Genomic DNA, 26,124 nt, shown 5'->3' on the forward strand with positions numbered 1-26,124 from the left:
GTATCGTCTTTGATCTTGTAAACCGGTAGGCATGACGAATGCCGTCGCTCCCCTCACCTCGTACGGCGCCGGAGAACGGGCCCCGGCACGCGGCCCAGCCGGCGGCGCGCGCCCGCAGTAACGGCGCGCTGACCGCGACGACCGGCGGCTTCCCGCACGTCCAGGTCCTCGAGGGCGAGACCGCCAACGGACGGCACCGGCGGCCCGAGTCACTGGCCGACGCCACGGTGCTGCGTCCCCCGACGACGACCCGGGTGGCCGGCGGTCGCCGTACCTCTCTCGACCTGGCCCCCCGCCGCAACCGGGACGACCGGCGCAAGGCCACGCGGGCCCGGCGGGTGACCGCTGCCGGCGGCTCGTCCCGCGGCAAGCACGCGAAGGCGGCCGATCCGCTGGCCATCACCGTCCGGCCGCTGCCCGTCGTCCGCGACGCGGCCGAGGCGGTCCGCGGCTGGGCGCTCGCCGACAGCGGCCGCCCGCCTGTCACCGGCAGCCACCGCGCGCCCGGCACCCTGCCGATCGAGTCCTGGCTGCTCATCGGCCGACGCCGGCAGCAGGCCCTGCTCGCCGCCCTGGTGGCGGTCGGCCTGCTGCTGATCGTGCCGATCCAGCAGAGCGGCGACCCCGAGGTCAACCCGGTGAACGCCGCCGACCACGCCGTCGCCACCTCGACCAGGGCGCCGGCGAAGAAGAAGGACAAGGCCCCGCAGCAGAAGCCGGGCGAACCCACCGCGGCCGCCGAGCCCACCGCGACCACACCGGGCAAGCCCGCGGCCAAGCCCTCCGCCCCCGCGACGCCATCGGCGGCCGCCACCAGCCCGGCACCGGCGATCCTCGTGCCCGAGGGCGCCGGCCCGGCCAAGTCGCTGCGCACGACCGGCTCGGCCACCGTCGCCCTCACCTTCGACGACGGCCCCGACCCGGCGCAGACCCCGAAGATTCTCGAGCTGCTGGCGAAATACCAGGTCAAGGCCACCTTCTGCCTGGTCGGCAGCCAGGTGCAGCGGCACCCGGAGATCGTCCGGCAGATCGCCGCGGCCGGTCACACGCTGTGCAACCACACCTGGGACCACAGCCTGACCATCGGCAAGAAGCGGCCGGGCAAGATCCAGGAGGACCTGCGCCGCACCAACGAGGCCATCCGGGCCGCGGTGCCGGGTGCGGAGATCCCGTTCTTCCGCGCCCCGGGCGGCAACTTCACCGACGCCCTGGTGCAGACGGCGTACACGGACGGCATGACCTCGCTCTACTGGGAGGTCGACCCCCGCGACTGGGAGCACACCGAGAAAGAGGACGACGCCGCCCACGTCGACAAGATCGTCAAGGGCGTGCAGAAGGACACCCGGCCGGGCGCGATCGTGCTGTCGCACGACTTCAACCAGCCGGACACCATCCTGGCGTACGAGCAGCTGCTGCCCTGGCTGACCGAGAACTTCCAGCTCGGCATCCCGGACCAGCCGCCGGCCCCCACCGCGGCGGCTCCCGGCCCGGCGTCCTCACTCTGACGGCTGGCAGACCGGGCACCAGTAGAGGTTCCGGCCGGCCATCGGGCCCCGGGTGACCGCGGTGCCGCAGACCAGGCACGGCTGACCCGTACGGCGGTAGACATAAACCTCACCGCCGTGCCGGTCCACCCGCGGCGCCCGCCGCATCGCCTCCGGTGTGTGAGCGGTGTGGACGGTGTCGATCCGCCCCCGCACGACGCCTTCCTTCATCAGGGCCCGCAGGTCGTCCCAGAGCTCGGCCCAGCACTGCACGCTGACGTCCCGCCCCGGCGTGGTCGGCGCCAGCCCGGCCCGGAACAACACCTCGTTGGCGTAGATGAGCCCGCACCCGGCCACCACCGTCTGGTCGAGCAGCAGCGCGAACACCGGCTTGCCGCTGGCCACGACCCGGGCGTACGCCAGTCGCGGCTCGGCATCGTCGCGCAACGGATCCTGCCCGAGCCGGGCCCGCAGCGCCGCGACCTGCACCGGATCGAGGACCTCGCAGGCGGTCGGACCCCGCAGCTCCAACCAGTGGCGGGCACCGGACATGGCCAGCCGAACCTGCCCGACGGGCGCGGGCGCGGGCAGGTCACCATCGGCGAACTTGCCGTAGAGCCCGAGATGAATGTGCATCGTCGACTCGTCGTCGAAATGGTGCAGCAGATGCTTGCCGTACGCCTCGGCGTCGACCAGCGCGCGCCCGTCCAGCAGCGCCGCCCCGGCGGCGAACCGTCCCTGCGGGCTGGAGACCCGGACGACCTGCCCGGCGAAGAGCGCCCGATGCCGCGCCGCAAGCCGATGAATGGTGTGTCCCTCTGGCACCTGAGAACCCTAGCCGGGGAATATCCGCTCACGGCTTTCGCCCTGAGGAGAATCGCTGGGATCGGCGCCCTTTACCGGGGAAGGTGGTAGAGGTCGAATGCCGGGTGGGTGCGACAGACTCCCGGCTCGTGCGAGAGGGTGGGTCCATGAGAGTTGACGAGATCGCGATGCGGGCGGGTGGCGCATCCTTTGACGACCAGGTCTTCGAGCGGCTGCTCCGGGAGCGCATCATCTTCCTCGGCAGCGAGGTCAACGACGAGGTGACCAACCGGATCTGCGCGCAGATGCTGCTGCTCGCCTCGGCCGACAGCGAGAAGGACATCGCGCTGTACATCAACTCGCCGGGTGGTTCCATCAGCGCGGGTATGGCCGTCTACGACACGATGCAGTACATCAAGAACGACGTGGCCACGATCGCCATGGGCATGGCGGCCTCGATGGGTCAGTTCCTGCTCTGCGCCGGCACCGCCGGCAAGCGGTACGCCCTGCCGCACGCCCGGGTGATGATGCACCAGCTGTCCGGCGGCATCGGCGGCACCGCGGCCGACATCGCCATCCAGGCCGAGAGCATGCTGCACATCAAGTCGGTCATGAACGAGCGGATCGCCTTCCACACCGGGCACACCCCGGAGGAGATCGGCCGCGACTCCGACCGGGACCGTTGGTTCACCGCCCAGGAGGCCAAGGACTACGGGATCGTCGACCACGTGATCTCCAAGGCGACCGACGTCAACGCGACGTCTGCCCTGGTCTGACGCGTTTCCGGCGGCGGGTGCCCGGCTCTGCCGGCGCCCGCCGCCGCCGTGTTTGTGTCGCGGTCCGGCCATCGGGGTATAGCGAGGGCATCCCCGAAGGTTGAAGGAGGTGCTGACGATGAGACTCCCGACGTTCTCGCGCCAGTCCGACACCACCGCCGAGACCGAAGCGCGTCCGGCCGGCGCGACCAGCGCCACGACTCCGGTGCGTCCGCGCACCGACGCCAGTGTCACCCCGCCGCCCGCCGCGCCGCCCGTGGTCGAACGCCGCCGGCCCGCCGACGAGGACACGCTGGTCAACCAGCAGGCCGTCGGCCACGAGCCGAAGACCCGCGACGACCTGAAGAGCCGCGACCTGCAGGCTCCTCGCCCGGTCGCCGCCCGCACCGACCGCTTCGACCGGGCCGACGAGAAGACCGTCGAGCAGCCGCCGGTCGTCGCCGGGCCGAAGCCGCGGGCCAGCCTGCTCGCCACCATGGGCCTGATCATCAGCGTCGTGGCCGCCCTGCTCGTGCTCTCCGGCCCGCTGCTCGGCTACGGCATCGGCCTGGCCGTGCTGGGCCTGATCCTGTCGCTGAGCGGCATCCACGCCACCGGCAAGCGGCACATCGCCGGCAAGACCGACGCCCTGATCGGGATGATCCTGTCGCTGGGCGCGATCGTGGTCGGCGTGCTGGCCCTCACCGGTTCGCTCTCCTGGCTCGGCACCGACATGCAGCCGGTCACCAGCGTCCGAGAGTGGCTTGACGCACAGTTTATCGACCGCTTCTGACGGGTATCAGACATTCACCGGCGGCGATGCGCCGCCGGTGCACCTCGGAACCGGGACGGTCACCAGCCGTCCCGCCCCGAAATCATCCGGCGGTGCGCCGGACAGCGCGGAAACACTCGCGAACGGTTGATCACCTCGGCCGCTTCGGGACGGGACCGCATCGTTGTGCGGGGGCGGCGGTTCGCCGCCCCCGACGCACGTGCAACGAATCTTCGCGCCGGCCCCCGATCACGCAACGATCCGCCGCCGCGCGCATGGTTGTTCCGGGGCGTACGCAGGCACTTCGCGCATAGCGTTGCCGTCATGACGCCCACCGCCACCCCGCGCCGCTATCTCATGTGCCGGCCGACCCACTTCGCGGTCACATACCGGATCAATCCATGGATGGACCCGACGGCGCCGTACGACAACGCTCTGGCCGTCAGCCAGTGGGAGCACCTGCGGCAGACGTTCCTCGACCTCGGCCACACCGTCGAGCTGATCGAGCCGCTGCCCGGCCTGCCCGACATGGTCTTCGCCGCGAACGGCGCCACCGTGGTCGACGGCAAGGTGCTCGCCGTGCAGTTCCGTGACGCCGAGCGGGCCGACGAGGCCCCGGCGTACGCCGCCTGGTTCGCCGGCAACGGCTTCGAGGTCTTCGACTCCAAGCACACCAACGAGGGCGAGGGCGACATCCTGCTCGCCGGTGAGGTGCTGCTGGCCGGCACCGGCTTCCGGACCTCGCACGCCGCGCACGCGCAGACCCAGGAGGTCTTCGGCCGCCCGGTGATCACGCTGCAGCTGGTCGACCCGGCCTACTACCACCTCGACACCGCGCTCTGCGTGCTGGACGAGCGCAACATCGCCTACCTGCCGTCGGCGTTCTCCCCCGGATCGCAGGCCGTGCTGCGCCGGCTGTTCCCGGACGCGGTCATCGCCACCCCGGCCGACGCCGAGGTGCTCGGTCTCAACGCGGTCAGCGACGGCCGTACCGTGGTGTTGCCGGTGCAGGCCACCGCGCTCGCCACCGCGCTGCGGGAGCGGGGCTACGCCACCGTCGGGGTCGACGTCTCCGAGCTGCGCAAGGCCGGCGGCGGCCCGAAGTGCTGCACCCTGGAGGTTCGTACCCGTGACTGATCTGGACCTGCGGACACCCGCCGCCCTGGCCGACGCCGAGCGCTGGACCGCCCACAACTACCACCCGCTGCCCGTGGTGATCGCCGACGCCGAGGGCGCCTGGGTCACCGACGTCGACGGCCGCCGCTACCTGGACTTCCTGGCCGGCTACTCGGCGCTGAACTTCGGCCACCGGCACCCCGGCCTGATCGCCGCCGCGCACGCCCAGCTCGACCGTCTCACGCTGACCAGCCGGGCGTTCGTGCACGACCAGTTCGCCGACTTCTGCCACGGGCTGGCCGAGCTCTGCGGCAAGGACCTGGTGCTGCCGATGAACACCGGCGCCGAGGCCGTGGAGACCGGCATCAAGGTCGCCCGCAAGTGGGGCTACCAGGTCAAGGGCGTGCCGGACGGGCAGGCCGAGATCATCGTCGCGGACGGCAACTTCCACGGGCGCACCACGACGATCATCAGCTTCTCCACCGATCCGGACGCGCGGGACGACTTCGGGCCGTACACCCCCGGTTTCAAGATCGTGCCGTACGGCGACCTGGCGGCGCTGGCCGACGCGATCACCCCGAACACCGTCGCCGTGCTGCTCGAGCCGATCCAGGGCGAGGCCGGCGTGCTGATCCCGGGCGAGGGCTACTTCGCCGGCGTCCGGTCGCTGTGCGACGACCACAACGTGCTCTTCATCGCCGACGAGATCCAGTCCGGCCTGGGCCGCACCGGTAAGACCTTCGCGATCGAGCACGAAGAGGTCGTGCCCGACATGTACCTGCTCGGCAAGGCGCTCGGCGGCGGCATCGTGCCGGTGTCGGCCGTGGCGGCGAACCGGGACGTGCTCGGCGTGCTCAAGCCGGGCGAGCACGGCTCGACGTTCGGCGGCAACCCGCTGGCCTGCGCGGTCGGCGCCGAGGTGGTCCGGCTGCTGGCCACCGGCGAGTTCCAGGAACGCTCCGAGCGGCTGGGCGCCCTGCTGCACGAACGACTCGCGGCCCTGGTCGGCCACGGCGTGCTGGCGGTCCGCGGCCGCGGGCTGTGGGCCGGGGTGGACATCGACCCGGCGCTGATGACCGGCCGGCAGGCCGTGGAGCGGCTCGCCGCGCGCGGCATCCTGGCCAAGGACACCCACGGTTCGACGATCCGGCTGGCCCCGCCCCTGGTGGTCACCGAGGAGGACCTGGAGCACGCGGTGGCCCAGCTGGCCGCGATCCTGGCCTGAGCGTGACGGGGAGGCGGGAGTCCGCCTCCCCTCAGCGCTCGAACTTGCGGATCGCCATCGTCGGGGCCTCCGCCATGACCGACGAAGGCTGCGTCACGCCACCGGTCGCCCACAGCTTGGCCCGGCCCACGTTCACGCCCGCGTACAGCTCCACCACGTCGTTGGCCGCCAGGGTGCGGGTCTCGTCGCGAGCCAGAGTGATCCGGTCGTCGTCGTCCAGTGAGCCGCCCGGGCGGATGCCCGTGCCGTTCGTGCTGACGTCCTGGGCGGTCAGCTCGCCGCCGTTCAGCGCCAGCCGGACGTGACCGCGGCTGATCCACTTCCGGGCGTCGTCGGTGAGCCACTGGCCCAGCATCACGCCACCGCCCTCGGGCGCGCGCCCGACCACGACGGGCTTCTCGGTCGAGACCACAAAACGCTGGCGCACCACGCCGTCGATGCGCACCGACAGCACCTCGACCGCCGGGCGCGGGCCCGCGTCCCGCAACCGGGTGCCGTGCCGCGGGCAGGTCGGAGCGCCGGACCGCAGCGACGGCGGCGGCTGGGCGACCGGGGCGGTCGTCTTGCGCATGTCGGCGAACGGGCTGTCCGGGTCGCCACCGGAGCCGTACGCGTTGCAGTTGGCCTCCGGGCAGCTCCACACCCGGGCCAGCAGCTTCGCGCCCATCGGGGAAGGCTCGGCGACCGCCGGAACCTCCCCGCGGCCGATCCTCGCCACCAGCACCGGCCCACCGGCACCCGGCACCGCGGCGAGCAGCCGGCCCGGCTCCTCGACCCACGGCCGGCGGTCGCGGAACTGCTCGGCGCGGGTGCGGGTCAGCACGGGCAGGCCCAGCAGCTCGGCCACCTCGAGCACCCGGTCGTCGAGCTGCGGGACGACCTCGACCACACCGTCGTCCGCCCAGCGGCGGACCACCATGCGCTCGTTGGAGGTCAGGTCCGCGTCGGAGAGCAGGCCCCGGGGCACCACCGCGTAGACCGGGACGTTCTCCTCCGAGACGTGCCGGCCGAGTGCGTCGATGACCAGGCCGAGGCGCAGCATGCTGGCCGGGCGACCGCCGTCGAGATCGGCGTAGCGCACGATCTCCGACAGGTCGACCACGGCGCGGGCCAGGGCCGGGTCGGTGGTGAGCCGGGCCTCGATCGCGTCGAGGACCTTGCTGACCTCGAATCTCACGGGGCCTCCCTGTACGTGCGCGTGCGGCTACCTCCGGCCATCATGCCGTCTGGGGTCCGCAGGCGGCGAATCAGGGCGCTCAGGAGGCGTCGGCGAGGATCCGGTCGATGCGGTTGGCCAGGGCGATGTCACGCGTGGTGACCCCACCGGCCGCATGCGTGACACAGCGGAAGGTCAGCGTGCGCCATCGGATGTCGATGTCCGGGTGGTGGTCCATCTCCTCGGCGACCTTCGCGACCCGGTCGACGACGGCGATCGCGGCCGGGAAGCTGCGCAGGCCCACGGTGCGTACGATCGCGTCCGTCCCGCCTTCCCAGCCGTCGAGGACGGCCACGGCACTGCGTACGGAATCGGCGTCGAGCAGGTCAGCCATGAGACAACCTTAATGCCCGCGCGCCCCCCGGCCATGACGCCTCGGACGAGGATGTCGCACCCGTTCGCTACCGTGAGCGCCGACTTGACGCCCGCAGCCCGGGAGACCGGGGCGGGCACAACGGGGAGGAAACCCATGAGGAATCGACGACCGGCGATCGCTGGTCTCGCCCTGGTCGCCGCTCTCGGGCTCACCGGCTGCGGTCCCGCGGACAGCGTGGCCCAGCCCGGCAGCAGCGGAGCCGCGGTCGCCGAGCAGGCGAAGCCGGCCGCCGAGCTGGCCGCCGCGGCGCAGAAGCTCGGCGAGCAGAGCCTGCGCTTCGAGATGGAGATGGTCGGCGCGATCACCGCCTCCGGCGAGGCGGACCCGAAGGCCGGCAACGCCCGGATGACCATGGACATGGGCGCGCTGGGCGACGGCAACAAGATCGAGCTGCGCAAGGTCGGCACCGACGTCTTCATGAAGTTCGGCGGCGCGGTCGGCCAGATGCTCGGCGGCAAGAGCGGCAGCGGCAAGGAGTGGATGCACGTCGACGCGGCCAAGCTGCCCGCGGGCAGCAGTTTCAACGTGATGTCCCCGGACGACCCGGCCGGCACCAAGGCCATGGTCGCCGCGATGACCAAGGTCGAGCGGGTCGGGGCGAACGGCTACCAGGGTTCGCTCGACCTGGCCAAGTCGCCGACGTACAACAAGAAGGACGCCCTGAAGGCGCTCGGCGGCAACACGCTGGTGCCGTTCACGGCCAAGACCGACGACCAGGGCCGCCTGGTCGAGCTGACGCTGGACATGAGCGGCCTGGGTGCCTCGTCCGGCGCCGGGGCCATGCCGGGCGGCGGCAAGGTCAAGACGACGTACTCGGACTTCGGGACCAAGGTCTCGGTCGCGGCGCCGCCGGCCGCCCAGGTCCAGGAGCTCCCGTCGCAGCTCGCCGGCATGCTCAACAACTGACGCGTCCCCGGGCCGGGCCGGTCACCCCGGCCCGGCCCGGGGTCCGTTTGCGCTTCGGTCCCATCGGGCAATCCACCCCCCGACCGTTCGTCACCCCCGGACGCGCGGCAGGGCAAGGAAGGACCGACATGCGGACGCCACGACTCGCCGGACTCGGCCTCGCATCGATGGCCGCGGTCGCTTTCGCGATGACCGGCTGCACGGCTGACAGCGACGGCACCCCGGGCGCCAGCGCCCCGGTGACGGACACCCCCAGCGCGTCCGCCGTCGCGGCCAGCCCCGACGCGACCGCAGCGGCTGCGCTGGCCACGGCCACCGCCACGCTGGGCACCTCCAGTTTCAAGGTCACCATGACCTCCGGGCCCGGCCTCAAGCTGACCGGCCTGATGGACGCCCCGAACGGCACCGGCACCGCCGACCTCACCGTCACCGGGCCCAACACCGAGGTCAAGGTGCAGACCCTGCTGGTCGGCCAGGACCTCTACGTGAAGGTCCCGGGTGTCACCAAGGGCACCACCTGGACCCACGTGGACGTCTCCCGGCTGCCCGAGGGCGCCAACGTGGGCCTGCGCCCGGGCCAGATCGACCCGGCCAACACCGCGCAGCTGCTCACCTCGACCACGGACGTGCAGCAGGTCGACGCCCGCAGCTACCGGGGCACGCTTGATCTGACCAAGGCGGCCGGCGTGGCGGGCGTGGACCAGACGCTGGTCAAGACCTGGGGTGCCCAGGCGCAGAAGGTGCCGTTCACCGCGGGCCTGGACGAGCAGGGCCGGCTGTCGGCGCTGACGATCCAGCTCCCGGCGGTCAACGGCCAGCAGGCCCAGCCGCTCGAGGTGCTCTACACCGACTACGGCATCAAGGTCGAGGCGCAGAAGCCGGCCGCCGGGGAGACCACCGAGGCGCCGGACAGCCTGTACACCAGCCTGGGTAGCTGAACCGGCACGGGTCGACGAGGAGGCCCGGACGCTGCCGCGCGTCCGGGTCTTCCGCTTCTCCGGCCGCGAGACGCCCCGGCCCTCAAGCCGGCCCGGGCCGCAGGCCGAGCTCAGGCGGCGGGAGTACGCCGGGCGGCCCAGTCGGTGCCCAGCGGGCGCGACTGCGGGCGGTTCTCCTCGATCCAGGCGTCGATGCGCGCCCACCACTCGTAGAGCCAGGCCACCCGTTCCTCCTCGCCGGCCGGCACCTCCTCCGGCGGCACGCTCCAGAACCGCATCACCAGCTGCTTGTCCATCGGCAGCTCACGCCACACGTCCCGGACGGTGATCATCCGGTCCAGCCCGGTGTGCGCCACGAAGATCACCCCCGCGTCCGGTGCCGCGTCGATCGCGGTGAACAGCCCGCCCGGCTTGGGCGGCAGCACGTGGCGCAGCCCCTCGGCCTTGACCGCCATGTCCTCCATGCCCTTGGCCCGCAGGAACGCGATCGCCCTGGTGCGCCGGCGCGGGGTGAAGTTGCCGCCCTCCGGGAAGATCACGAACGCGTCGTTGTCGTCCAGCCCGGTCGCCAGGTCGCTGATCTCCTGCTCCAGCGACACCGTACGGGTGTGGCCGGGCGAGATGAACCTGTTCGGCAGACGGTTGAGCAGGATGTCGACCGCCGGATCCCACTGCAGGGTCGCCTTGAGCACGATCCGCGGCTCGCGGTCGAACCAGTTGACCAGACCGTGGATGAGCACGAACGAGTCGCCCGGCCCGGCGTGCCGGCTCACCACGACCTCCGGGCGCCCCGGCATCCCGGTGTCCGGATCGGTGCCCACCACGTCGATGCTCAGGTGCAGCGACCAGCGGGCCAGCCAGAACAGCGCGTCAAGGAACCAGCCGGTCAGCACGTAGTGGGCACGCTGGAAGGTGGGATTGCGGATCTTCCACCCGAAACCCGACGCCAGCCACAGCGCGGCCAGGCACACCAGCGCGGCCGCGTCCCAGATCAGGTAGGCGATGGCCAGGAACACCAGCCGCGGCACCCGCAGATGCCCGGGCACCAGCGGCGAGGCGGCCAGGGCCAGGATCAGCCACACCGGCAGCGTGGCCAGCAGCGCGACGGACAGCACGACCACGGCCGGAGCGATGACCAGCCGGCGGACCCAGACAGGTGGCAGCATCACGAACCGTCGGCCGGGGCGGGAGTCACGTTGGCGGCGAGGTAGCGGCGCGAGGCGGTGTAGGCGCGGCTGATCCGGCGACCCGCGGCCGCCATGTCGCGGTACGCCCACGGCGAGTCGTCGCGGCTGTCGCCACCGCCGGTCGGCAGGACATGCACCCGTACATCGTCGGGCAGCGATGCAACATCGCGGGCGAAGCGGTGCCGCCGGGCGATCTCGAACGCCACCTGGGCCACCTCCCACGGCCGTTTCGGCACCACCAGCGGCCGCTCGATTCTTCCGACCTGCAGCACGAAGATCCGCTTGGCGCCGACCCGCACGGCTTCCCCGATCGGGATCGAGTTGACGATGCCACCGTCGACGAAGTGCTCCCCGTCGATCTCCATCGGCGGCAGCAGCCCGGGCACCGACGACGAGGCCAGCACGGCGTCGACCAGCGGGCCGCTGTCGAACCAGTGCTCGGCCGCGCGTTCGATGCTGGCCGCGCAGCACCGGAACGGCACCTTGAGGTCGGCGAAGCTCGACTGCTCGCCCAGCTCACCGGTGAGCAGGCGGCGCAACGGCAGCGGCGAGTGCAGGTGGGTGCGGGCGGCGAAGCGGCGGAGCTGACGGGCGAGGGAGTCGCCGTAAACCTCGGCGGCCTCGGGCGACGACCAGAGCCGGACCAGGCGCTCGGTGACCGCCTCGGTGGGGTCGGCGGCGACCAGCGCCCCGTTGACCGCGCCGATGGAGGTGCCGACCACGACGTCGGGCCGGTAGCCCGCCCGGAAGAGGGCGCGCAGCATGCCCACCTGCACGGCGCCGAGCACGCCACCGCCCCCGAGGACAAAAGCGACCGGGGTGTTCATCGGCCCAGGGTAGCGGGGAGGTGAGCAAACCGAAGGACAAGATCAAGGGCAAGATCAAGGCGATGTCGTGCCTGGTTGCATGGTGCTGACCGTCGCTCCCGCCGATGACGTCTGCGTGCGGGCAAGACCGAGCGGGTGCATGCGGGCGGCCGGGGCGTGCCATCATCGGCGGCGTGGATATTCGTCGTCGGTCCCTGCTCGGGGGTGGGTTCGCCGCTGCCGCGGCCACGCTCGCCGGCTGCGGGAAGCCCGGGGGGCCGAGCTGGAACGAGCCGGGACCGGGCGCGGTGCCGGTGGCCGATCAGGTTTCCGTCGCCCCGTCGAAGACCTCGGCCGCGATCAGGCCGGCGCCGGCGCAGACCCGCGCTGCCGCGCCCCCGCCGTACGCGGCCCGCGTGCAGAACGCGCTGACGAAGTATCTGAAGCCGACCTCGGACAATCCGAAACACCCCGGCTACGCGGGCGCCGTCGCGCTGGTCATGGTCGACGGCAGGACCACCTTGCACACCGCCGTCGGGCACGCGCTGCGCTACAAGGCCGGCCCGGTCGAGCTGCCCGCGAGCAAGCGCGTCGCCATGAAGCCCGACGCGATCTTCGACCTGGCCTCGCTGACCAAGGTCTACACCGCGCTGCTCGTGCTGCGGCTGGCCGACCAGGGCAAGATCGACCTCAACGCGCCGCTGCGGAAGTATCTGCCCGAGTTCACCGGCACCGGCAAGGGCACGATCACCATCGCGATGCTGCTGGCCCACACCAGCGCCCTACCGGTCGGCGCGAAGGTCACCGGCCTGCCCGACAACGCCGCCCGCTGGAAGGCCGTCTTCACCACGCCGCTGGTCAAGGGCGGCGTGCCCGGCACCACGTTCCGCTACTCCAGCGTCGGGCTGATGCTGCTCGGCCGGCTGGTCGAGAAGCTCACCGGCAAGAGCCTCGACAAGGCCCTGCGTGACAACCTGCTCACCCCGCTCGGCCTCAAGGACACCGGCTTCCAGCCCCTGAAGTGGGTCTCCGACAAGAACCGGCTCGTCGCCACCGACGCCCGCTCCTCCCGGGGCCTGCTGCGCGGCACCGTCCACGATGACGTCTGCAACCACCTCGGCGGCGTCGCCGGGCACGCCGGCATCTTCGGCACCGCGAAAGACGTCGCCGTCATCGGCCAGCTGCTGCTGAACGGCGGCACCCACAACGGCGAACGCCTGCTCTCCGCCGCCATCCTCAAGACCGCCCTGACCAACGTCAACAAGGGCAAGAAAGCCGTCGACGCCGACCGACCCAACCGCACGGCGGACCACGGCCTGGGCTTCGAGATGAACCAGCCGTGGTTCATGGGCAAACTCGCCGCACCGACCACGTACGGCCACACCGGCTTCACCGGCACATCCCTGCTGGTCAGCCCGGCCCGCAAGATGGTCGTCGTGCTGCTGACCAACCGCGCCCACCCGAACTGGTCCTGGTCCAACCCGGACACCCACCGCGTCGCCGTCCACAACGCCATCGCGTGAAGCGGGGCGGCGATCAGTTTCTGACCACCGCCCCGGCAAGCAGCGGGATCAGCCCAGTCCGTTGAGGAAGCCCTCGTGGTTGGTCCGGAACTCCCAGTTGTAGAACTTGTCCCAGTTGATCGACCAGGTCATCAGGCCCCGGAAGTTGGGGTTGGTGCCGCTGCGGACCGCGTACCCTCCGCAGTTGCTGCCCTTGACCAGGCAGGTCACCGCCTGCTGGACCCCCGCCGGGGCGACGTAGCCGTTGCCCGCGCTCACCGATGACGGTGCGCCGAAGGCGACCTGGTCCTCGCGCAGGGCCGGGAACATGTTGGCCGTGTTGCCGGCCACCGGGAAGCCGGCCAGCATCATGTCGGTCATCGCGATGTGGAAGTCGGCCCCGCCCATGCTGTGGTACTGGTTGTCCAGGCCCATGATCGAGCCGCTGTTGTAGTCCTGCACGTGCAGCACCGTCAGGTCGTTGCGCATCGCGTAGATCACCGGCAGGTACGAGCCCGCGCGCGGGTCCTGCCCGCCCCACGGCCCGGAGCCGTAGTACTGGTAGCCGAGCTGCACGAAGAACGTCTCCGGGGCCATGGTCAGCACGAAGTTCGCGCCGTAGCGGGCCTTCAGGGACTTCAGCGCGGCGATCAGGTTGACGATGACCGGCGTCGTGGGGTTCTTGAAGTCGGTGTCACCGGTGTTCAGCGACAGCGAGTGGCCCTCGAAGTCGATGTCCACGCCGTCCAGGCCGTACTTGTCGATGATCGCGCTGACCGAGCTGACGAACTTGTCCCGGGCCGCGGTCGTGGTGAGCTGGACCTGGCCGTTCGCGCCGCCGATGGACAGCAGCACCTTCTTGCCGGCCGTGCGCTTGGCCCGGATCGCGTTGATGAAGTCCGCCTCGCTCTCCACGCCGGGGCACTCGGCCGCCGGGCAGAGGGTGAAGCGGATGTCGCCGGAGGTCGCGCTGGTCGGCTCGCCGAAGGCCAGGTTGATGATGTCCCAGTCGGCCGGGACGTCGGCCATCCGCAGGTAGCCGGAGCCGTTGGCGAAGCTCGAGTGCAGGTAGCCGATCAGCGCGTGCTTGGGCAGCCCGGAGACCGGCGGCGGCGTTGTGGGCGGCGGCGTGGTCGGCGGCGGGGTGGTCGGGGGTGGCGTCGTCGGGGGTGGCGTGGTGGGCGGTGGGGTCGTCGGCGGGGGCGTGGTACCGCCGCAGGCGCCCTTGTCGGCCCAGACACCCCACTGGCCGCTGGCCGTGGGCACCTCGCCCTGCGTCCACCATTTGGCGGTGTAGTTCTTGGCCTGGTACGAGACGGAGTTGTCCTTGACGTACACCGCCGAGGAATTCCAGGCCGGGGCACAGGCGGCGGCAGCGCTCGCGGACGAGGCTATGTAGACGGCGGAGCCGGTGGCCGCCAGGGCGGCGGTGACGGCGAGGATGAGTGAACGGCGCATGGGGGGTGGCCTCCACGTCGGTGTATCGACAGTTGGCCAATTATTAGGACTGTTAACTGTTCCTGTCCAGTGAACGTTTTTTTCACGCCGGGTCGAACCGGATCCGCAACCCGGTCCGATCGAAGAGCAACAGGTCCGTCAGACCGATGCCGACCTCCAGCTCCGCACCCACCCGCACCTGCCGGGGAACCGGGACCCGGACCATCACCTCACCCGTCGGCGGCGCGTCCACCAGGTCGTACGCGGGGTAGAAGCCGTACGGCGTGCTCGCGGCGACCGACCGCGACGGGGCCGCCGGCGCGTCCAGCCGGACGCTCGGCACCCCGCCGACGTCAACGTGGGCCAGCAGCTCGTGGCCCAGGTTCTCCACCGCGCACACCGTGCCTCGCACCGACATGTCGTGCTCGCGCAACGGCAGCGCCCGCAACGCCAGGGTGACCCGCTCGGTGTGGTGCTCGGCCAGCCGCGCCGTACGCGGATCCCCCGGCGGCAGCTCCAGCACCTGCGAGCCCAGATCGAGCACGACCTTGCCGCCCTCGGCGTACACGGCTGCCTCCAGCAGACTGGTGCGGGGCATGCCGAGGAACGCCGCCACGAACAAGGTGTCCGGGTCCGCGTACACGTCGACGGGCGGGCCGACCTGCTGGAGCACGCCCAGGCGCAGCACCGCGATCCGGTCGGCCATGCTCATCGCCTCGGTCTGGTCGTGCGTCACGTAGATCGTGGTCACCGCCAGCCGCCGGGCCAGGGCCACGATCTCGCCACGCAGCGCCGCCCGGGCCCCGGCATCCACGTTGGACAACGGTTCGTCGAGCAGGAAGACCGCGGGCTTGCGGACCAGCGCGCGAGCCATCGCGACGCGCTGGCGCTGACCGCCGGACAGGTGCTCGGGATAGCGGCTGAGCAGGTCCGCGACCCCCACGCTGCGGGCCACGTCGGCGACCCGGGCCCCGATCTCCTCGGCCGGGTGGGCCGTCGCGCGCAGCGGAAAGCCGATGTTCTGGGCGACGGTCAGGTGCGGGTAGAGGGCGTAGTTCTGGAACACCACCGCGATGTCCCGCTCGCGGGGGCCGATCTCGGCCACCGGTACGCCGTCGAACGTGACCGTGCCGCGGGTCGGCTCCTCGAACCCGGCCAGCAGCCGCAGCAGCGTCGACTTACCGCAGCCGGTCGGCCCGAGCACCACCAGGAACTCGCCGGGGTTTATCTCCAGGTCGACGCTGTCCACCGCGACGACATCGTCGAAGTTCTTCGTGAGGCCGCGTGCGGCGATCGCCACCATGCACCCATGGTGCGGCTTCGGTGACCATCAATGCCAGACCTTTGCCGGCCCGGCTGTCGCATGCGGACTAGTGCAGGACCGTGCGATCGAGGAAACCGTCACCGTCGTCGTCGAACATCCGCTTCTCGAAGACGCCGTCGTGGTCCTTGTCGTAGTCGGCGAAGTCGACCCGGTTGTCCAGGTCCTTGTCGACGCCGACGAAGTCGGCCTGCCCGTCGCGGTCGAGATCCACCCGGATCTCCGCGCCGCCGTCCTCGCGGCCCCGGTAGGTCGCCTTGTCGAGGTGGCCGTCGCCGTCCGCGTCGACCCGGTTGTGGTAGCCCTTCGGCGGCGCCAGCTGCTCCGGCTCCCCCAGGCCGCTGTGCGCCGAGCCGGACTCACCGAGACCGCTGCGCGGGGCGTCACCGAGGGCCGAGACCGCCGGGAGGCCGTCCAGGTCGGGACCCGGCGCCGAGCCGAAGCCGGCCCGCGCGGGAAACTCGGGCGCCGTGCCCAGCCCGGACTGGGCGGACATGCCGCCGGTCCCCCAGGCCTCCGGCGCCGAGCCGAACCCCTCGGTGGCGGTCCCGGTGGCGCTGCCGAACTCCGACCACTCGCCGAGGCCGGCCGAGCTGTCCGTGGCGGCCGCACCGAGCCCCTGGCTGACCGTTCCCGGGGCGGCGGTCCCCTGGTCGACCAGGCCGTGCCCGACCGAGCCGGCCACGTCACCGAGGCCGAACGACGAGAACAGCCCGAACGTGCTCGACTTGGTGACCCGGTCCTCCACGACCGCCGTGTGCGCGCCCGCATCGGTGCTGACCTGCTGGCGCAGCAGGTCGGCCTCCTCGGCGTCCAGGACGTAGCCGACCAGGGCGCCCGCCGGGTCAGCGGCGAGCTGGGCCTGGAACGACGGGTCGGTCAGCAGCCGCTCCAGCACCTCGTCGAAGTCACTCATGGCGCCCACGGTAGGAGCCCACGTCCAGCGACCGCCATCGGCGAGGTGGCCAATCCCGGCCGGCCGGCCGCACCGCTCAGTCGAGTTCCGGCATCGGCACCGGCTGTGGCCTGGGCCGGCAGGTGCCGCACTGGACGGCGTCCTCGACCACCAGGGCCTCGGCCCGATCCCGCTGCGCCGACCGGCTCACCTGAAGGAGGTACGGCCCGAAGCGGGCGTGGTCCTCACAGACGCCCCGGCCGCAGAACCGGCAGGTCCCCCGGGCCGCCTTGGCACAGAACCAGCAGAGCACGTGTGTTCCCCTCGTCAGCCGATGATGATCGGTGGTGTGGTGGTCGTCGGGACCGACGAGGGCGGCGTCGTGGGCGGCGTCGTCGTTGTCTGACTCGGCCGCGGCGTGGTGGTCGTCGGCACCGGGGTGGTCGGCCGGGGCGTGCGCGGCGGCGTGGTCGTCGGTCGCGTCGTGGGCCGGGTCGTCGGCCGGGTGGTGGTCGGGTCCGGGTCGTCGGGCGTGGTCGGGTCCACCGGGTCGGCGGTCGGCTCCGGCTCGGTCGTCGCCTCGGTCGGCGGCACCGAGGTCGGCGCGGGCACGGAGGGGACCTCGCTGGGCAGGTCCGAGGGCAGCGGCTGGTCACTGGGCGACGGGCTGGGCGAACCGGCCGGCGGCTCCACCTTGACGCCGTCACCGCAGCTCAGGTCCGTACCGGTGGCCGGGGCCGGGGTGCCGCCCACGAAGACCCGGCCGGTGGCGGCGATCAGGCCGTCGGGCTCGACCGCGTACCAGGAGGCGCCGTTGTTGGTGACCAGCCCGCCGGGCCGGGAGACGTTCAGGGAGAGGGCCTGGTAGGCACCGCTGGTGCTGGCCGTGTCGGCGAGCAGGCGGCCGGCCTCCAGAGCGAGCGCCCCGTGCGGCACCCGCTGACGTCCGGCATCGGTGTAGAGCTTGCCGACCTGGGCCTGCGAACCGGCGCAGAACAGGGTGGCCGAGCCGCCCTGGAAGGTCAGCCGGCCGGTGGTCCCGGCCGGGACGATGATCCGGTCGCCCTCGTCCAGGTAGCGCCGGTCGCCCTCCTCGAGCCGCTCATTGCGGCCGTCCACGGTCGCGACGATCGTGCCCCGGTCCGAGGTGAGCAGCGCGCGGTCGGTGGGCATCTCGGCCCAGGCCGGCCCGGGCGCGAAGTTGATCACGGTGAGCAGCAGCGACAGCAGGAGCAGCAGCAGGACGAGCCACCACATCCGGCGCTCGAAACGACGGTCCACCTCGGGGTCCTCGGTGCCGTCCGGCGGACCGGGCGGCACGGCCAGCGGCGGGTAGACGCCGGCGGAGTGCACGCCCTCGGCGGCCGGACCGCTGCCGGCCGGACCGCCCGCGGTGGAGCCGGGCGTGCCGACCAGCGGCGGCAGGTCGGAGGCGTCCGGGATGACCCAGAGGCGTACGGGGGTGCGGGCCTGCGCGACCATCCCCGGGATGCCGTCGCCGACCGGGCCGACCAGCGTGCCGCGGCGCAGCTCGACACCGTCGGGCATGGCGATGACGCCGGACTCCACGACGACCGCATGGGTCGGCCCCGGCAGGGCCACCGGCGCGCCAGGCTCGAGATCCACCGGGTGCGCGGAGGCGATCAGCGCGAGCCGCTCGTCCCCGGCCAGCCCGGCCAGCGCCGGAGTGTCGGCGAACAGCGCCTCGGCCTCGGCCCGGTCGGCCGGCGGCGGCCCGGGCAGCGGCCCGACGACCGTGGCGACGGTGGCGGTGGGCACGGCGAGCAGCGTGGTGCCGGCCGTGTGCCAGTCCAGCGACGTCGCCCGGCCGGTGAGCGCGTTGGCCAGCCCGACCACACCACCGGCGCCGACGTGGTGCCGGATCGTGCCGCCGGGGTCGCCGGGCTTGCGGGCCTGCACCGCGCCGTCGACCACGACGTACACGGCCTGCTGGGTGGTGCCCGCGACGACGAGCTGGGTGCCGGAGTGCGGACGGATCCAGCGGGCCCGCGCGGCCAGGCCGGCCAGCGCGTGCTCGGGCAGGCCGCCCAGGTCAGAGGCGCGCAGGGCGGCCAGGCGGCGGGGAGCGTCGGCCTCGCGGCGCTTCTCGGCGGACCGCTCCCGCAGCAACCGCCAGGAGCGGGCCAGCCGGCCCACGGCGAGGTAGATCAGCGGGGCGCAGAGCCCGGCCACGACCAGGATCAGCAACAACTTCGCGGCCAGGCCGCTGTGCCACAGACCGGTGACCAGACCGGAGACCCGGTCGGCCCAGATCCGGTACGCCAGGTTCGCCGCGATCGCCACCCACAGCAGCGCCAGCACCCCGTACAGGGCGACGATGCGGCCCTCGCGGTCCAGCCCCGCCCACGCCGGCGGACGCCCGCGCAGCCGGCCGGACACCCAGGAGAGGCCACGACCGCGCAGGTTGGGGATCTCCAGCCAGTCCATCAGCAGGTAGTAGCCGTCGAGGGCGAGCAGCGGGTTCAGGTTGAACAACACGTTCAGATACCAGGCGAAGGCCAGCTTGAAGGCCAGCGGCCCGAGCGCGGGCACGGCCAGCCCGACGAGCTGCATGGACCCGGCGAGCACCAGGCCGGTGGCCGGACCGGCCGCGGTGACCAGCATCCGGGCCCGGCGCCCGGCCATCCACACATCGGTGGTGTCGACGAAGACCGAGGGGATGCCGAAGTACACGAGCACGCCGGCCGCGGGCACTTCCCGCCCGGCGTGTTTGGTGGCCAGCGCGTGCCCCAGCTCGTGGCTGGCCAGCGCCACCAGGTTGAGCAGCAGCAGGACGACCGCGCCGAGCAGGTAGGAGCCGCCGGACAGGAAGACCGCCTGGCTGCCCCGCCACCAGGTGGTGACGAACAGGCCGAGCCCGGCCACCGCGAAGACGGCCATGACGATCGCCGCGACCTTGGTGAACAGGAACCGGCCGCCGGCGCGGTAGAGCGCGGTGATCACCCGGTCGATGTCGAAGACCAGCATCCGGCGGCCCCGCGCCGCCGCCAGCACCCCGCTGCCGACGCGCCGGGGCAGCGGCTGGCGCTCGAGCTCCTGCAACGGGCGGAACGCGTCCACCGGCAGCTCGTCGAGCATCCGGTTGCCGGCGAGGTCGGCCACCACCCGGCGGACCTGGTCGGGGGCGAGCCGGCCGGCCAGGCGGGCGAACTCGGCGACGAGGCGGGCCACCGTGTGGGTGCCGTCCATCATCTGCGCGAGCTGCCACTCGTCCGGGGTCAGCCGCAGATAGCAGGCCCGGCCACCGTCGTCGGGCGAGCGGAGCATCACGTACGCCGAGCCGCGCACGCTGGTCAGCTCGACGGCCTCGATCCCGGCGCGCAGCACCGGCCGGGCCCGCGCGGGGTTGAGCCGGTCGACCACCGCACCCCAGAGACCGGGGTCGGCGGGTCCGAGCGGCTCACCCGGCGCACGTCCGGCCAGGGCTTCCCAGACACTCATCCGGGTCTCGACGTAAGTCACGCCTTCAGTCCGTTCAGGGGTGGTGGTGGGGTGGTCGGACGGATGGAGAGTAGGCGGTCAGCGCGGCGAAAGGCGAGCCCCCGATAAGCCGATCGCCCGCCGAAACTCCACACAGCGGACATAAAGGTGCGGTGGGTGGTCGCGATCAACCCCCTTGATCGCGACCACCCACCGCCGTGGGGAGGTGACGCCGCCCGATGGCCCGAGCGGCGCCAGGTTGGTTTAAGAGGCCTCGGTCAGCGCCGCGCTGACCGTCTGCTGCTGGCCGTTGCGGGTGAAGACGACGGTCACCTTGTCGCCGACCTTGGCGGACTGGATGATCCCGATCAGGTCGTCGGAGTCGTTGACGGCCTTGCCGTTCACCGAGTTGATGACGTCGCCGCGCTCCAGGCCGGCCTTGGCCGCCGCGCTGCCCTCGGTGACCGTGCTGACCAGGGCGCCGCCGCCCTCGGCCTCGGTGACGCTGACGCCCAGCGCCGGGTGGCTGACCTTCTTGCCCGCCATCAGGGCGTCGGCGACGTCCTTGACCTTGTTGCTCGGGATCGCGAAGCCCAGGCCGATGTTGCCCGAGCCCTGCCCGGAGGTGGCGATGGCGGAGTTGATGCCGATCACCTCACCGTTGGTGTTGACCAGCGCGCCGCCCGAGTTGCCGGGGTTGATCGGGGCGTCGGTCTGCAGCAGGCCGGACATCGAGGTCGCCCCGGCGCTCTGCTGCTGTTGCTGCTGCTGGCCGCCGAACGGGTTCTGCGGGGTCTGGTCGTCCTCACCGCCGGACCGGATGGTGCGGTCCTTGGCGCTGATGATGCCCTCGGTCACCGAACCCTCCAGGCCCAGCGGGCTGCCGAGCGCCAGCACGGTGTCGCCGACCTGCATCTTCGAGCTGTCCCCGAACTTCGCCGCGGCCAGGTCGGAGACGCCGTCCGCCTTGATCACCGCGAGGTCGGTCCGCGGGTCGGTGCCGACGATCTTGGCCTGGGCCTTCTTGCCGTTGGCGAAGATGACGGTGACCGCGTCGCCGGTGGCGGTGGCGACCACGTGGTTGTTGGTCACGATGTAGCCGTCGGCGCTGATCACCACGCCCGAGCCCTCACCGGTCTGGGTGGTGATCGAGACGACGCTGTCCTTGACCGCCGCGACGATCTGGGCGAGCGACGAACGGTCGACCACCCTGTTCACCGAGGCGTCGGCGGTCTGCACGGTCCTGGGGTTGCTGTCGTCGTCGAAGGCGAGCGCGGTGGCCGCGCCGACCCCGCCGGCACCCAGGGCGATCAGCACCGCGGCCGCGCCGGCCACGAAGATCTTGCGGCCCCGGCCGGCCCGCGCGGGGTCGCGCTGCTCGGTCCCGACGGCCTGGGCCCACGCCGGGGCATCCGACTGCGGGGGTACGCCGCCCCCGGGCGTCCACTGACCGGGCTGGCCGGGCGCTCCCTGGGCCGCGTACTGCGGGTGGGGCTGGCCGGCGTAGGCGCCCGCGTAGGGCGGCTGCGGCTGGCCGGGGTACTGCTGCTGGCCCGCGCCGTAAGGCTGCTGGCCGTAAGGCAGCTGCTGAGTGTGGTGCTGCTGGGCCGGGTGCTGGCCACCGCGCTGCCACGGCGACGCGACCCAGGCGCCCTGCTGCTGAGGCGCACCCGACTGCGGAGCGCCGGACTGCGGGATGCCGGAGTGCGGAGCGCCGGACTGCGGAGCTCCGGACAGGGGCGCTCCGGACAGGGGCGCACCCGACTGGGAAACGCCGGACTGCGGAACGCCGGACTGGGGGGCGGCCGGCTGGCTCAGCGTGGGCTGCTGGGCCGTGGTGTCGGACTGTCCCCGCTCCGGGCCGGTCGCGGGAGAGGCGTCCGCGGGCCGGTGCGACAGCTCCTCGGACGGTGAGCTTTCGTGCCGCTGCGGGTTGGTCTCGTACTCGTTCATGCGGACTACATTGCCCCTGTCCGCTCCGACTCACCTGTGTTGGCCCTGGACGTTTTCTGTGAATGGAAGTGCCGGGAAAATCAGGAGTCGTCCGGTTCCAGAGCGGGCAAAGTGACCCGGAAGGTCGCACCCTTGCCCGGCTCGCTCAGCACCTCCACAGTGCCGTGATGGGCCCGTACGATCGCGGCCACGATGGCCAGTCCCAGCCCGGTGCCGGTGGCCGCGCGGTCCGTGTGCCGGGTCCGGGCCTCGTCGGCGCGGTAGAAGCGTTCGAAGACGTGCTCGCGCTGCTCGGGCGACAGACCGGGCCCGGTGTCGGCGATCTCGATGACCGCACGGTTGCCGGACTCCGGATAGAGGGAGAGCGTCACCGCGGCGTCGGCCGGCGTGTGCACCAGGGCGTTGGTCATCAGGTTTCCGATGACCTGCCGCAGCCGGGCGTCGTCGCCGTACGCGACCAGCTGCTCCGGCGACTCCCGCACGTCCAGCTCGATCTTGCGGTCCGGGGCGGTGGCCCGGGCGGCCTGCACCGCGTCCATGGCCAGCACCGGCAGCTCCACCGGGGCCAGCTCGACCGGGCGCTCGCGGTCCAGCCGGGCCAGCAGCAGCAGGTCCTCGACCAGCAGCCCCATCCGGGCGGCCTCGTCCTCGATGCGGCGTACCAGCTTGGCGGTGTCCTCCGGGTTGGCGACCGCGCCCTGGCGGTACAGCTCGGCGAAACCGCGAATGGAGGTCAGCGGGGTGCGCAGCTCGTGCGAGGCGTCCGCGACGAACTGGCGCATCTTCTGCTCCGAGCGCACCGCGCGGGCCTCGGAGATCTGCGCGGCCTCGGCGGCGTCGCGGGCCTGCGACTCCGCGGCCCGGGCGGCGGTCTCGGACAGCGCCCGGGCGGTGAAGGCCGCCTCGATCTGGGCCAGCATCGCGTTCAGGGCCCGGGACAGCCGGCCCAGCTCGGTCCTGGGTTCGCCCTCGTCGGGCTCCGGATCGGGCACCCGCTGGGTGAGGTCGCCGGCCGCGATGGCGGCGGCGGTCCGCTCGATCTGCCCCAGCGGGATCAGGCTCTGCCGCACTATGGCCGCACCCACCGCGGCCAGGGCGAACAGCACCCCGGCGCCGACCAGGACGTCAACCCAGATGAGCCGGGCGATGGCCTCGTCGATGCCGCGCAGCCGCTGCCCGGCGTGCAGCACGGTGCCGCCGTTGACGTAGGTGACCAGCATCCGCCAGATCACCGTGCCGTCGGCGGACTTGACCGTGTACTGCTTGCCGATGTGCTTGTTGACCTCGTTGACGCCCTTGAGCACCGGCGGCAGCTGGCTCGGCTTCAGCGCGGGGTCGTACTTCGGGTAGTCCGGGTCGCCGATGCCGTCCACCGTGGTGACGTTGACGTAGTAGTCGGCCGGCAGGATCAGCGTCTCGTTGCCCTTGAGGTTCTCCAGGGTGTCGGTGAACCGGACCAGGCCCACGTCCAGCCGATTGATCATGTAGCTGTGCAGCGCGTAGGTGCTCGCGGCGCTGATCAGGGACAGCGCCGCGAAGACCAGCGCCAGCACGGCGGCTACGAGCTTGGTGCGCAGCGGCACCCGCCGCAGATTGGTCTCGGGGACGTGGCTGCGGACCCGGTCGGTGATGGTCAGGGACACGGTCGGCTCATGCCGCGGGTTTGCGCAGCACGTAGCCGACGCCGCGGAGCGTGTGGATCAGTCGCGGCTGGACGTTGTCCACCTTGCGGCGCAGGTACGAGATGTACGACTCCACGATGTTGTCGTCACCCCGGAAGTCGTACTTCCACACGTGGTCGAGGATCTGCGCCTTGGAGAGCACCCGGTTGGCGTTGAGCATCAGGTAACGCAGCAGCTTGAACTCGGTGGGCGAGAGCTGCACGCGCTGACCGGCCCGGTAGACCTCGTGCGTCTCCTCGTCGAGCTCGAGGTCGGCGAAGACCAGGCGCGAGGGCTCCTCGTCACCGGCGGTGGTGCGGCGCAGCACGGCGCGGATCCGGGCGGTGAGCTCCTCGAGGCTGAACGGCTTGGTCACGTAGTCGTCGCCGCCCAGGGTGAGGCCCCGGATCTTGTCGTCGGTGCCGTCGCGGGCGGTCAGGAAGACCACCGGCGTACGGGCGCCGCCCTCGCGCATGAGCCGGATGACCTCGAAACCGTCGAGGTCGGGCAGCATCACGTCGAGGACGACGAGGTCAGGGGTGGCGTTCTTGGCCGCGCTGACGGCGGCGCTGCCGCTGGTGGCGGTGCTGACGTCGAACCCCGCGAAACGCAGGCTGGCGGAGAGCAGCTCGAGGATGTTCGCGTCGTCCTCGACGACGAGGAGCTTCGCCTCGCTCTGCTTTCCCTGGGTCTGGGTAGCGGCCATGCCCACCATCTTCGTCCAGGTCGCTGCGCCTGCGCTGCACAGTGCCTGAAAGTTTTCTGTGAGCCCGCTAAGCGGCAAGATCGAACGTCGTGGCCCGCAGTCCGGCCGAAGCCTGCGCCGCTCGCGCGAGCGCCCTGCGGTCGGCGCCGGGCTCCGGGCGCAGCGCGGGCGAGCCGACCAGTGTCACGGTCAGGCCGCGCAGACCGGCCACCCGGCGGACCGAGGACCAGAGGGTGTCGTCGCCGACGAAGGACGCCTGCGGGGAGCCGTACCGGATCGCGATCGGCACGACCGGGGCGCCCGCGTCCACCGCCGCCTGGAAGACCGCCGGCCGGAAGCGCCCGCGTTCGGCGCCGCAGAACGTCGTACCCTCCGGGAAGACCGCGACCGACCGGCCGGCCCGCAGCGCCGCCGTGACCTCGGCCACCGTCGCCGGCAGCCGCTTCGGCCGGGTCCGGTCGACGAAGATCGTCCCGGTCCGGGCGGCCAGCGCGCCCACCGCGGGCCAGGCCCGCACGTCGTGCTTGGCGACCAGCCGGACCGGCGTCACCGCGAGCAGCGCGACGACGTCCAGCCAGGAGACGTGGTTGGCCACCAGCAGGCTGCCGGGCCGCGGCGCCGGTCCACGCCACACCAGCTCGACCCCGAGGGCCGCAAGGATGCCGCGGGAGATCATCCGCGCGGCGGCGTGCCGCAGCAGCGGCACCAGGACCAGAGCACTGAGCAGTACGCCGAGAAGCGCCATCAACCGCACGACCGCGGTCCCGGCTCGCACAGCCTGCGCACCGGCCGGACGACATTGCGCCCCGCACGCCGACGCCGGCTGCCACACCGCTGAACTCATCTCGTCGCGCCCAGGAAGTGGCGCCGGTAGCGCGGGTCCATCCGGTCCATCGAGAACAGCACGTAGAAGTCGGCGCAGTGGAAATCCGGGTCGTAGGCCGGCTCGCCGCACACCCAGCTACCCAGCCGCAGATAGCCCTTGAGCAGCGGAGGAGCCTGCGTCCTGGGGTCACCGACCTGATCGGTGCGGGCCAGCCACGGGTGGCGCGGCCGCACCCGCAGGGCCGGCGGCGAGAGGTGCCTGGCCGAGACCCGGGCCCACACGCCGGCGGCCGTAGCGCCGCCGTCCTCGAGGCCGACCGAGGCGCAGCCGCCCAGCCAGCGCAGGTTGTTCAGGTGCAGGTAGCGGGCGAGGCCAGCCCACATCAGGTTGACCACGGCGCCGGAGCGATGGTCCGGGTGCACGCAGGAGCGGCCGGTCTCGACGAGCTGGTCCCGCAGCGGGCTCAGCCCGCTGAGGTCGAACTCGCCGTCGCCGTAGCGGCGCCCGGCGCGCTGGGCGGCCTTCGGGGTCATCATCCGGTACGTGCCGACGACCAGGCCGGTCGCGTCGTCCCGGACAATCAGGTGGTCGCAGAAGTCGTCGAACTCGTCGACGTCGCGGCCGTCGGGGGTGGCGCCGCGCAGCGTGGCACCGAGCTCGGCGGCGAAGACGTCGTGGCGCAGGCGCTGCGCGGCCGCGACCTGACTGGCGTCGTCGGCGATGAGCAGTGAGTAGCCGCTGGTCCCCGTGGGTGCGGCAGCGGTCATGAGTACCGTCATGAGATCTGTGTAGGGCTC

At 72.2% G+C, this 26,124-nt stretch carries 22 protein-coding genes; 8 read left to right on the forward strand and 14 right to left on the reverse strand.

What is annotated here, in order from left to right; genetic code table 11:
- Positions 1-38 precede the first annotated feature (38 nt).
- The gene (locus AB0C12_RS21440; protein WP_360550425.1) at positions 39-1,505 is read left to right on the forward strand and encodes a polysaccharide deacetylase family protein; all 1,467 of its coding nucleotides are present in this window, start codon (positions 39-41) and stop codon (positions 1,503-1,505) included.
- Here AB0C12_RS21440 and AB0C12_RS21445 read toward each other — a convergent pair.
- Positions 1,497-2,309 carry a DNA-formamidopyrimidine glycosylase family protein gene (locus AB0C12_RS21445; RefSeq protein ID WP_360550427.1) on the reverse strand — a complete coding sequence of 271 codons (813 nt, stop codon included), beginning with the start codon at positions 2,307-2,309 and terminating at the stop codon, positions 1,497-1,499. The two genes, AB0C12_RS21440 and AB0C12_RS21445, sit on opposite strands and share 9 nt — an antisense overlap.
- A gap of 146 nt (positions 2,310-2,455) precedes the next feature.
- Between AB0C12_RS21445 and AB0C12_RS21450 the strand changes: the two genes are divergently transcribed.
- From AB0C12_RS21450 to rocD, 4 genes are all read left to right on the forward strand, one after another.
- Positions 2,456-3,064, forward strand: coding sequence for an ATP-dependent Clp protease proteolytic subunit (locus tag AB0C12_RS21450; RefSeq protein WP_212991103.1), 609 nt, complete (start codon positions 2,456-2,458; stop codon positions 3,062-3,064).
- Between the two features lie 118 nt (positions 3,065-3,182).
- Entirely contained in the window at positions 3,183-3,836 is a 654-nt protein-coding gene (locus tag AB0C12_RS21455) for a hypothetical protein (RefSeq protein ID WP_360550429.1), read from the forward strand.
- Between the two features lie 303 nt (positions 3,837-4,139).
- Positions 4,140-4,952, forward strand: coding sequence for a dimethylargininase (gene ddaH, locus AB0C12_RS21460; RefSeq protein WP_360550431.1), 813 nt, complete (start codon positions 4,140-4,142; stop codon positions 4,950-4,952).
- Complete coding sequence (gene rocD, locus AB0C12_RS21465; protein WP_360550433.1) at positions 4,945-6,156, forward strand: ornithine--oxo-acid transaminase; 1,212 nt, start codon at positions 4,945-4,947, stop codon at positions 6,154-6,156. Before ddaH ends, rocD begins: the two co-directional genes overlap by 8 nt.
- A gap of 31 nt (positions 6,157-6,187) precedes the next feature.
- Here the strand turns inward: rocD and AB0C12_RS21470 are convergent, their stop codons facing one another.
- Together AB0C12_RS21470 and AB0C12_RS21475 are read right to left on the reverse strand one after the other, a co-directional pair.
- A complete protein-coding gene (locus tag AB0C12_RS21470; RefSeq protein WP_360550435.1) occupies positions 6,188-7,333 on the reverse strand; it encodes an FHA domain-containing protein in 1,146 nt (381 codons plus the stop codon).
- Between the two features lie 79 nt (positions 7,334-7,412).
- On the reverse strand, positions 7,413-7,706 hold the full coding sequence (locus AB0C12_RS21475) for a 4a-hydroxytetrahydrobiopterin dehydratase (RefSeq protein ID WP_023562166.1): 294 nt from the start codon (positions 7,704-7,706) through the stop codon (positions 7,413-7,415).
- Between the two features lie 135 nt (positions 7,707-7,841).
- On the opposite strand from AB0C12_RS21475, the gene AB0C12_RS21480 reads away from it, so the two are divergent.
- Complete coding sequence (locus AB0C12_RS21480) at positions 7,842-8,654, forward strand: hypothetical protein (protein ID WP_360550437.1); 813 nt, start codon at positions 7,842-7,844, stop codon at positions 8,652-8,654.
- Between the two features lie 128 nt (positions 8,655-8,782).
- Positions 8,783-9,592: a hypothetical protein gene (locus AB0C12_RS21485; protein ID WP_360550439.1), complete on the forward strand. Its 810-nt coding sequence runs from the start codon at positions 8,783-8,785 to the stop codon at positions 9,590-9,592.
- Between the two features lie 110 nt (positions 9,593-9,702).
- On the opposite strand, the gene AB0C12_RS21490 is transcribed toward AB0C12_RS21485, so the two are convergent.
- On the reverse strand, positions 9,703-10,761 hold the full coding sequence (locus AB0C12_RS21490; protein ID WP_360550441.1) for a 1-acyl-sn-glycerol-3-phosphate acyltransferase: 1,059 nt from the start codon (positions 10,759-10,761) through the stop codon (positions 9,703-9,705).
- Positions 10,758-11,606 (reverse strand): patatin-like phospholipase family protein, encoded by an 849-nt coding sequence (locus tag AB0C12_RS21495; protein WP_360550443.1) that lies wholly within the window; start codon positions 11,604-11,606, stop codon positions 10,758-10,760. The genes AB0C12_RS21490 and AB0C12_RS21495 overlap by 4 nt, the downstream gene beginning before the upstream one ends.
- 173 nt (positions 11,607-11,779) lie before the next feature.
- Here AB0C12_RS21495 and AB0C12_RS21500 point away from each other — a divergent pair, with 173 nt between their 5' ends.
- Positions 11,780-13,108 (forward strand): serine hydrolase domain-containing protein, encoded by a 1,329-nt coding sequence (locus AB0C12_RS21500; protein ID WP_360550445.1) that lies wholly within the window; start codon positions 11,780-11,782, stop codon positions 13,106-13,108.
- Positions 13,109-13,156: 48 nt separating this feature from the next.
- On the opposite strand, the gene AB0C12_RS21505 is transcribed toward AB0C12_RS21500, so the two are convergent.
- From AB0C12_RS21505 to AB0C12_RS21545, 9 genes are all read right to left on the reverse strand, one after another.
- Complete coding sequence (locus AB0C12_RS21505; protein WP_360550447.1) at positions 13,157-14,545, reverse strand: glycosyl hydrolase family 18 protein; 1,389 nt, start codon at positions 14,543-14,545, stop codon at positions 13,157-13,159.
- An 82-nt stretch (positions 14,546-14,627) separates the two neighbouring features.
- A complete protein-coding gene (locus AB0C12_RS21510) occupies positions 14,628-15,827 on the reverse strand; it encodes an ABC transporter ATP-binding protein (RefSeq protein WP_360550449.1) in 1,200 nt (399 codons plus the stop codon).
- Between the two features lie 67 nt (positions 15,828-15,894).
- Positions 15,895-16,761: a hypothetical protein gene (locus AB0C12_RS21515; RefSeq protein ID WP_360550451.1), complete on the reverse strand. Its 867-nt coding sequence runs from the start codon at positions 16,759-16,761 to the stop codon at positions 15,895-15,897.
- A 306-nt stretch (positions 16,762-17,067) separates the two neighbouring features.
- Entirely contained in the window at positions 17,068-20,223 is a 3,156-nt protein-coding gene (locus tag AB0C12_RS21520) for a M50 family metallopeptidase (protein WP_360550453.1), read from the reverse strand.
- 222 nt (positions 20,224-20,445) lie between these two features.
- Positions 20,446-22,134: a trypsin-like peptidase domain-containing protein gene (locus tag AB0C12_RS21525; protein WP_360550455.1), complete on the reverse strand. Its 1,689-nt coding sequence runs from the start codon at positions 22,132-22,134 to the stop codon at positions 20,446-20,448.
- A gap of 80 nt (positions 22,135-22,214) precedes the next feature.
- A complete protein-coding gene (locus AB0C12_RS21530) occupies positions 22,215-23,771 on the reverse strand; it encodes a HAMP domain-containing sensor histidine kinase (RefSeq protein ID WP_360550587.1) in 1,557 nt (518 codons plus the stop codon).
- Between the two features lie 13 nt (positions 23,772-23,784).
- A complete protein-coding gene (locus tag AB0C12_RS21535) occupies positions 23,785-24,501 on the reverse strand; it encodes a response regulator transcription factor (protein WP_023562178.1) in 717 nt (238 codons plus the stop codon).
- Positions 24,502-24,568: 67 nt separating this feature from the next.
- Positions 24,569-25,246, reverse strand: a complete 678-nt coding sequence (locus AB0C12_RS21540; RefSeq protein WP_360550457.1) for a lysophospholipid acyltransferase family protein — start codon at positions 25,244-25,246, stop codon at positions 24,569-24,571.
- Positions 25,247-25,341: 95 nt separating this feature from the next.
- Positions 25,342-26,106 (reverse strand): GNAT family N-acyltransferase, encoded by a 765-nt coding sequence (locus tag AB0C12_RS21545; RefSeq protein ID WP_360550461.1) that lies wholly within the window; start codon positions 26,104-26,106, stop codon positions 25,342-25,344.
- Positions 26,107-26,124: the final 18 nt, after the last annotated feature.

Origin of the sequence: Actinoplanes sp. NPDC048967, assembly GCF_040649415.1 — a bacterium.
Taxonomy (GTDB): domain Bacteria; phylum Actinomycetota; class Actinomycetes; order Mycobacteriales; family Micromonosporaceae; genus Actinoplanes.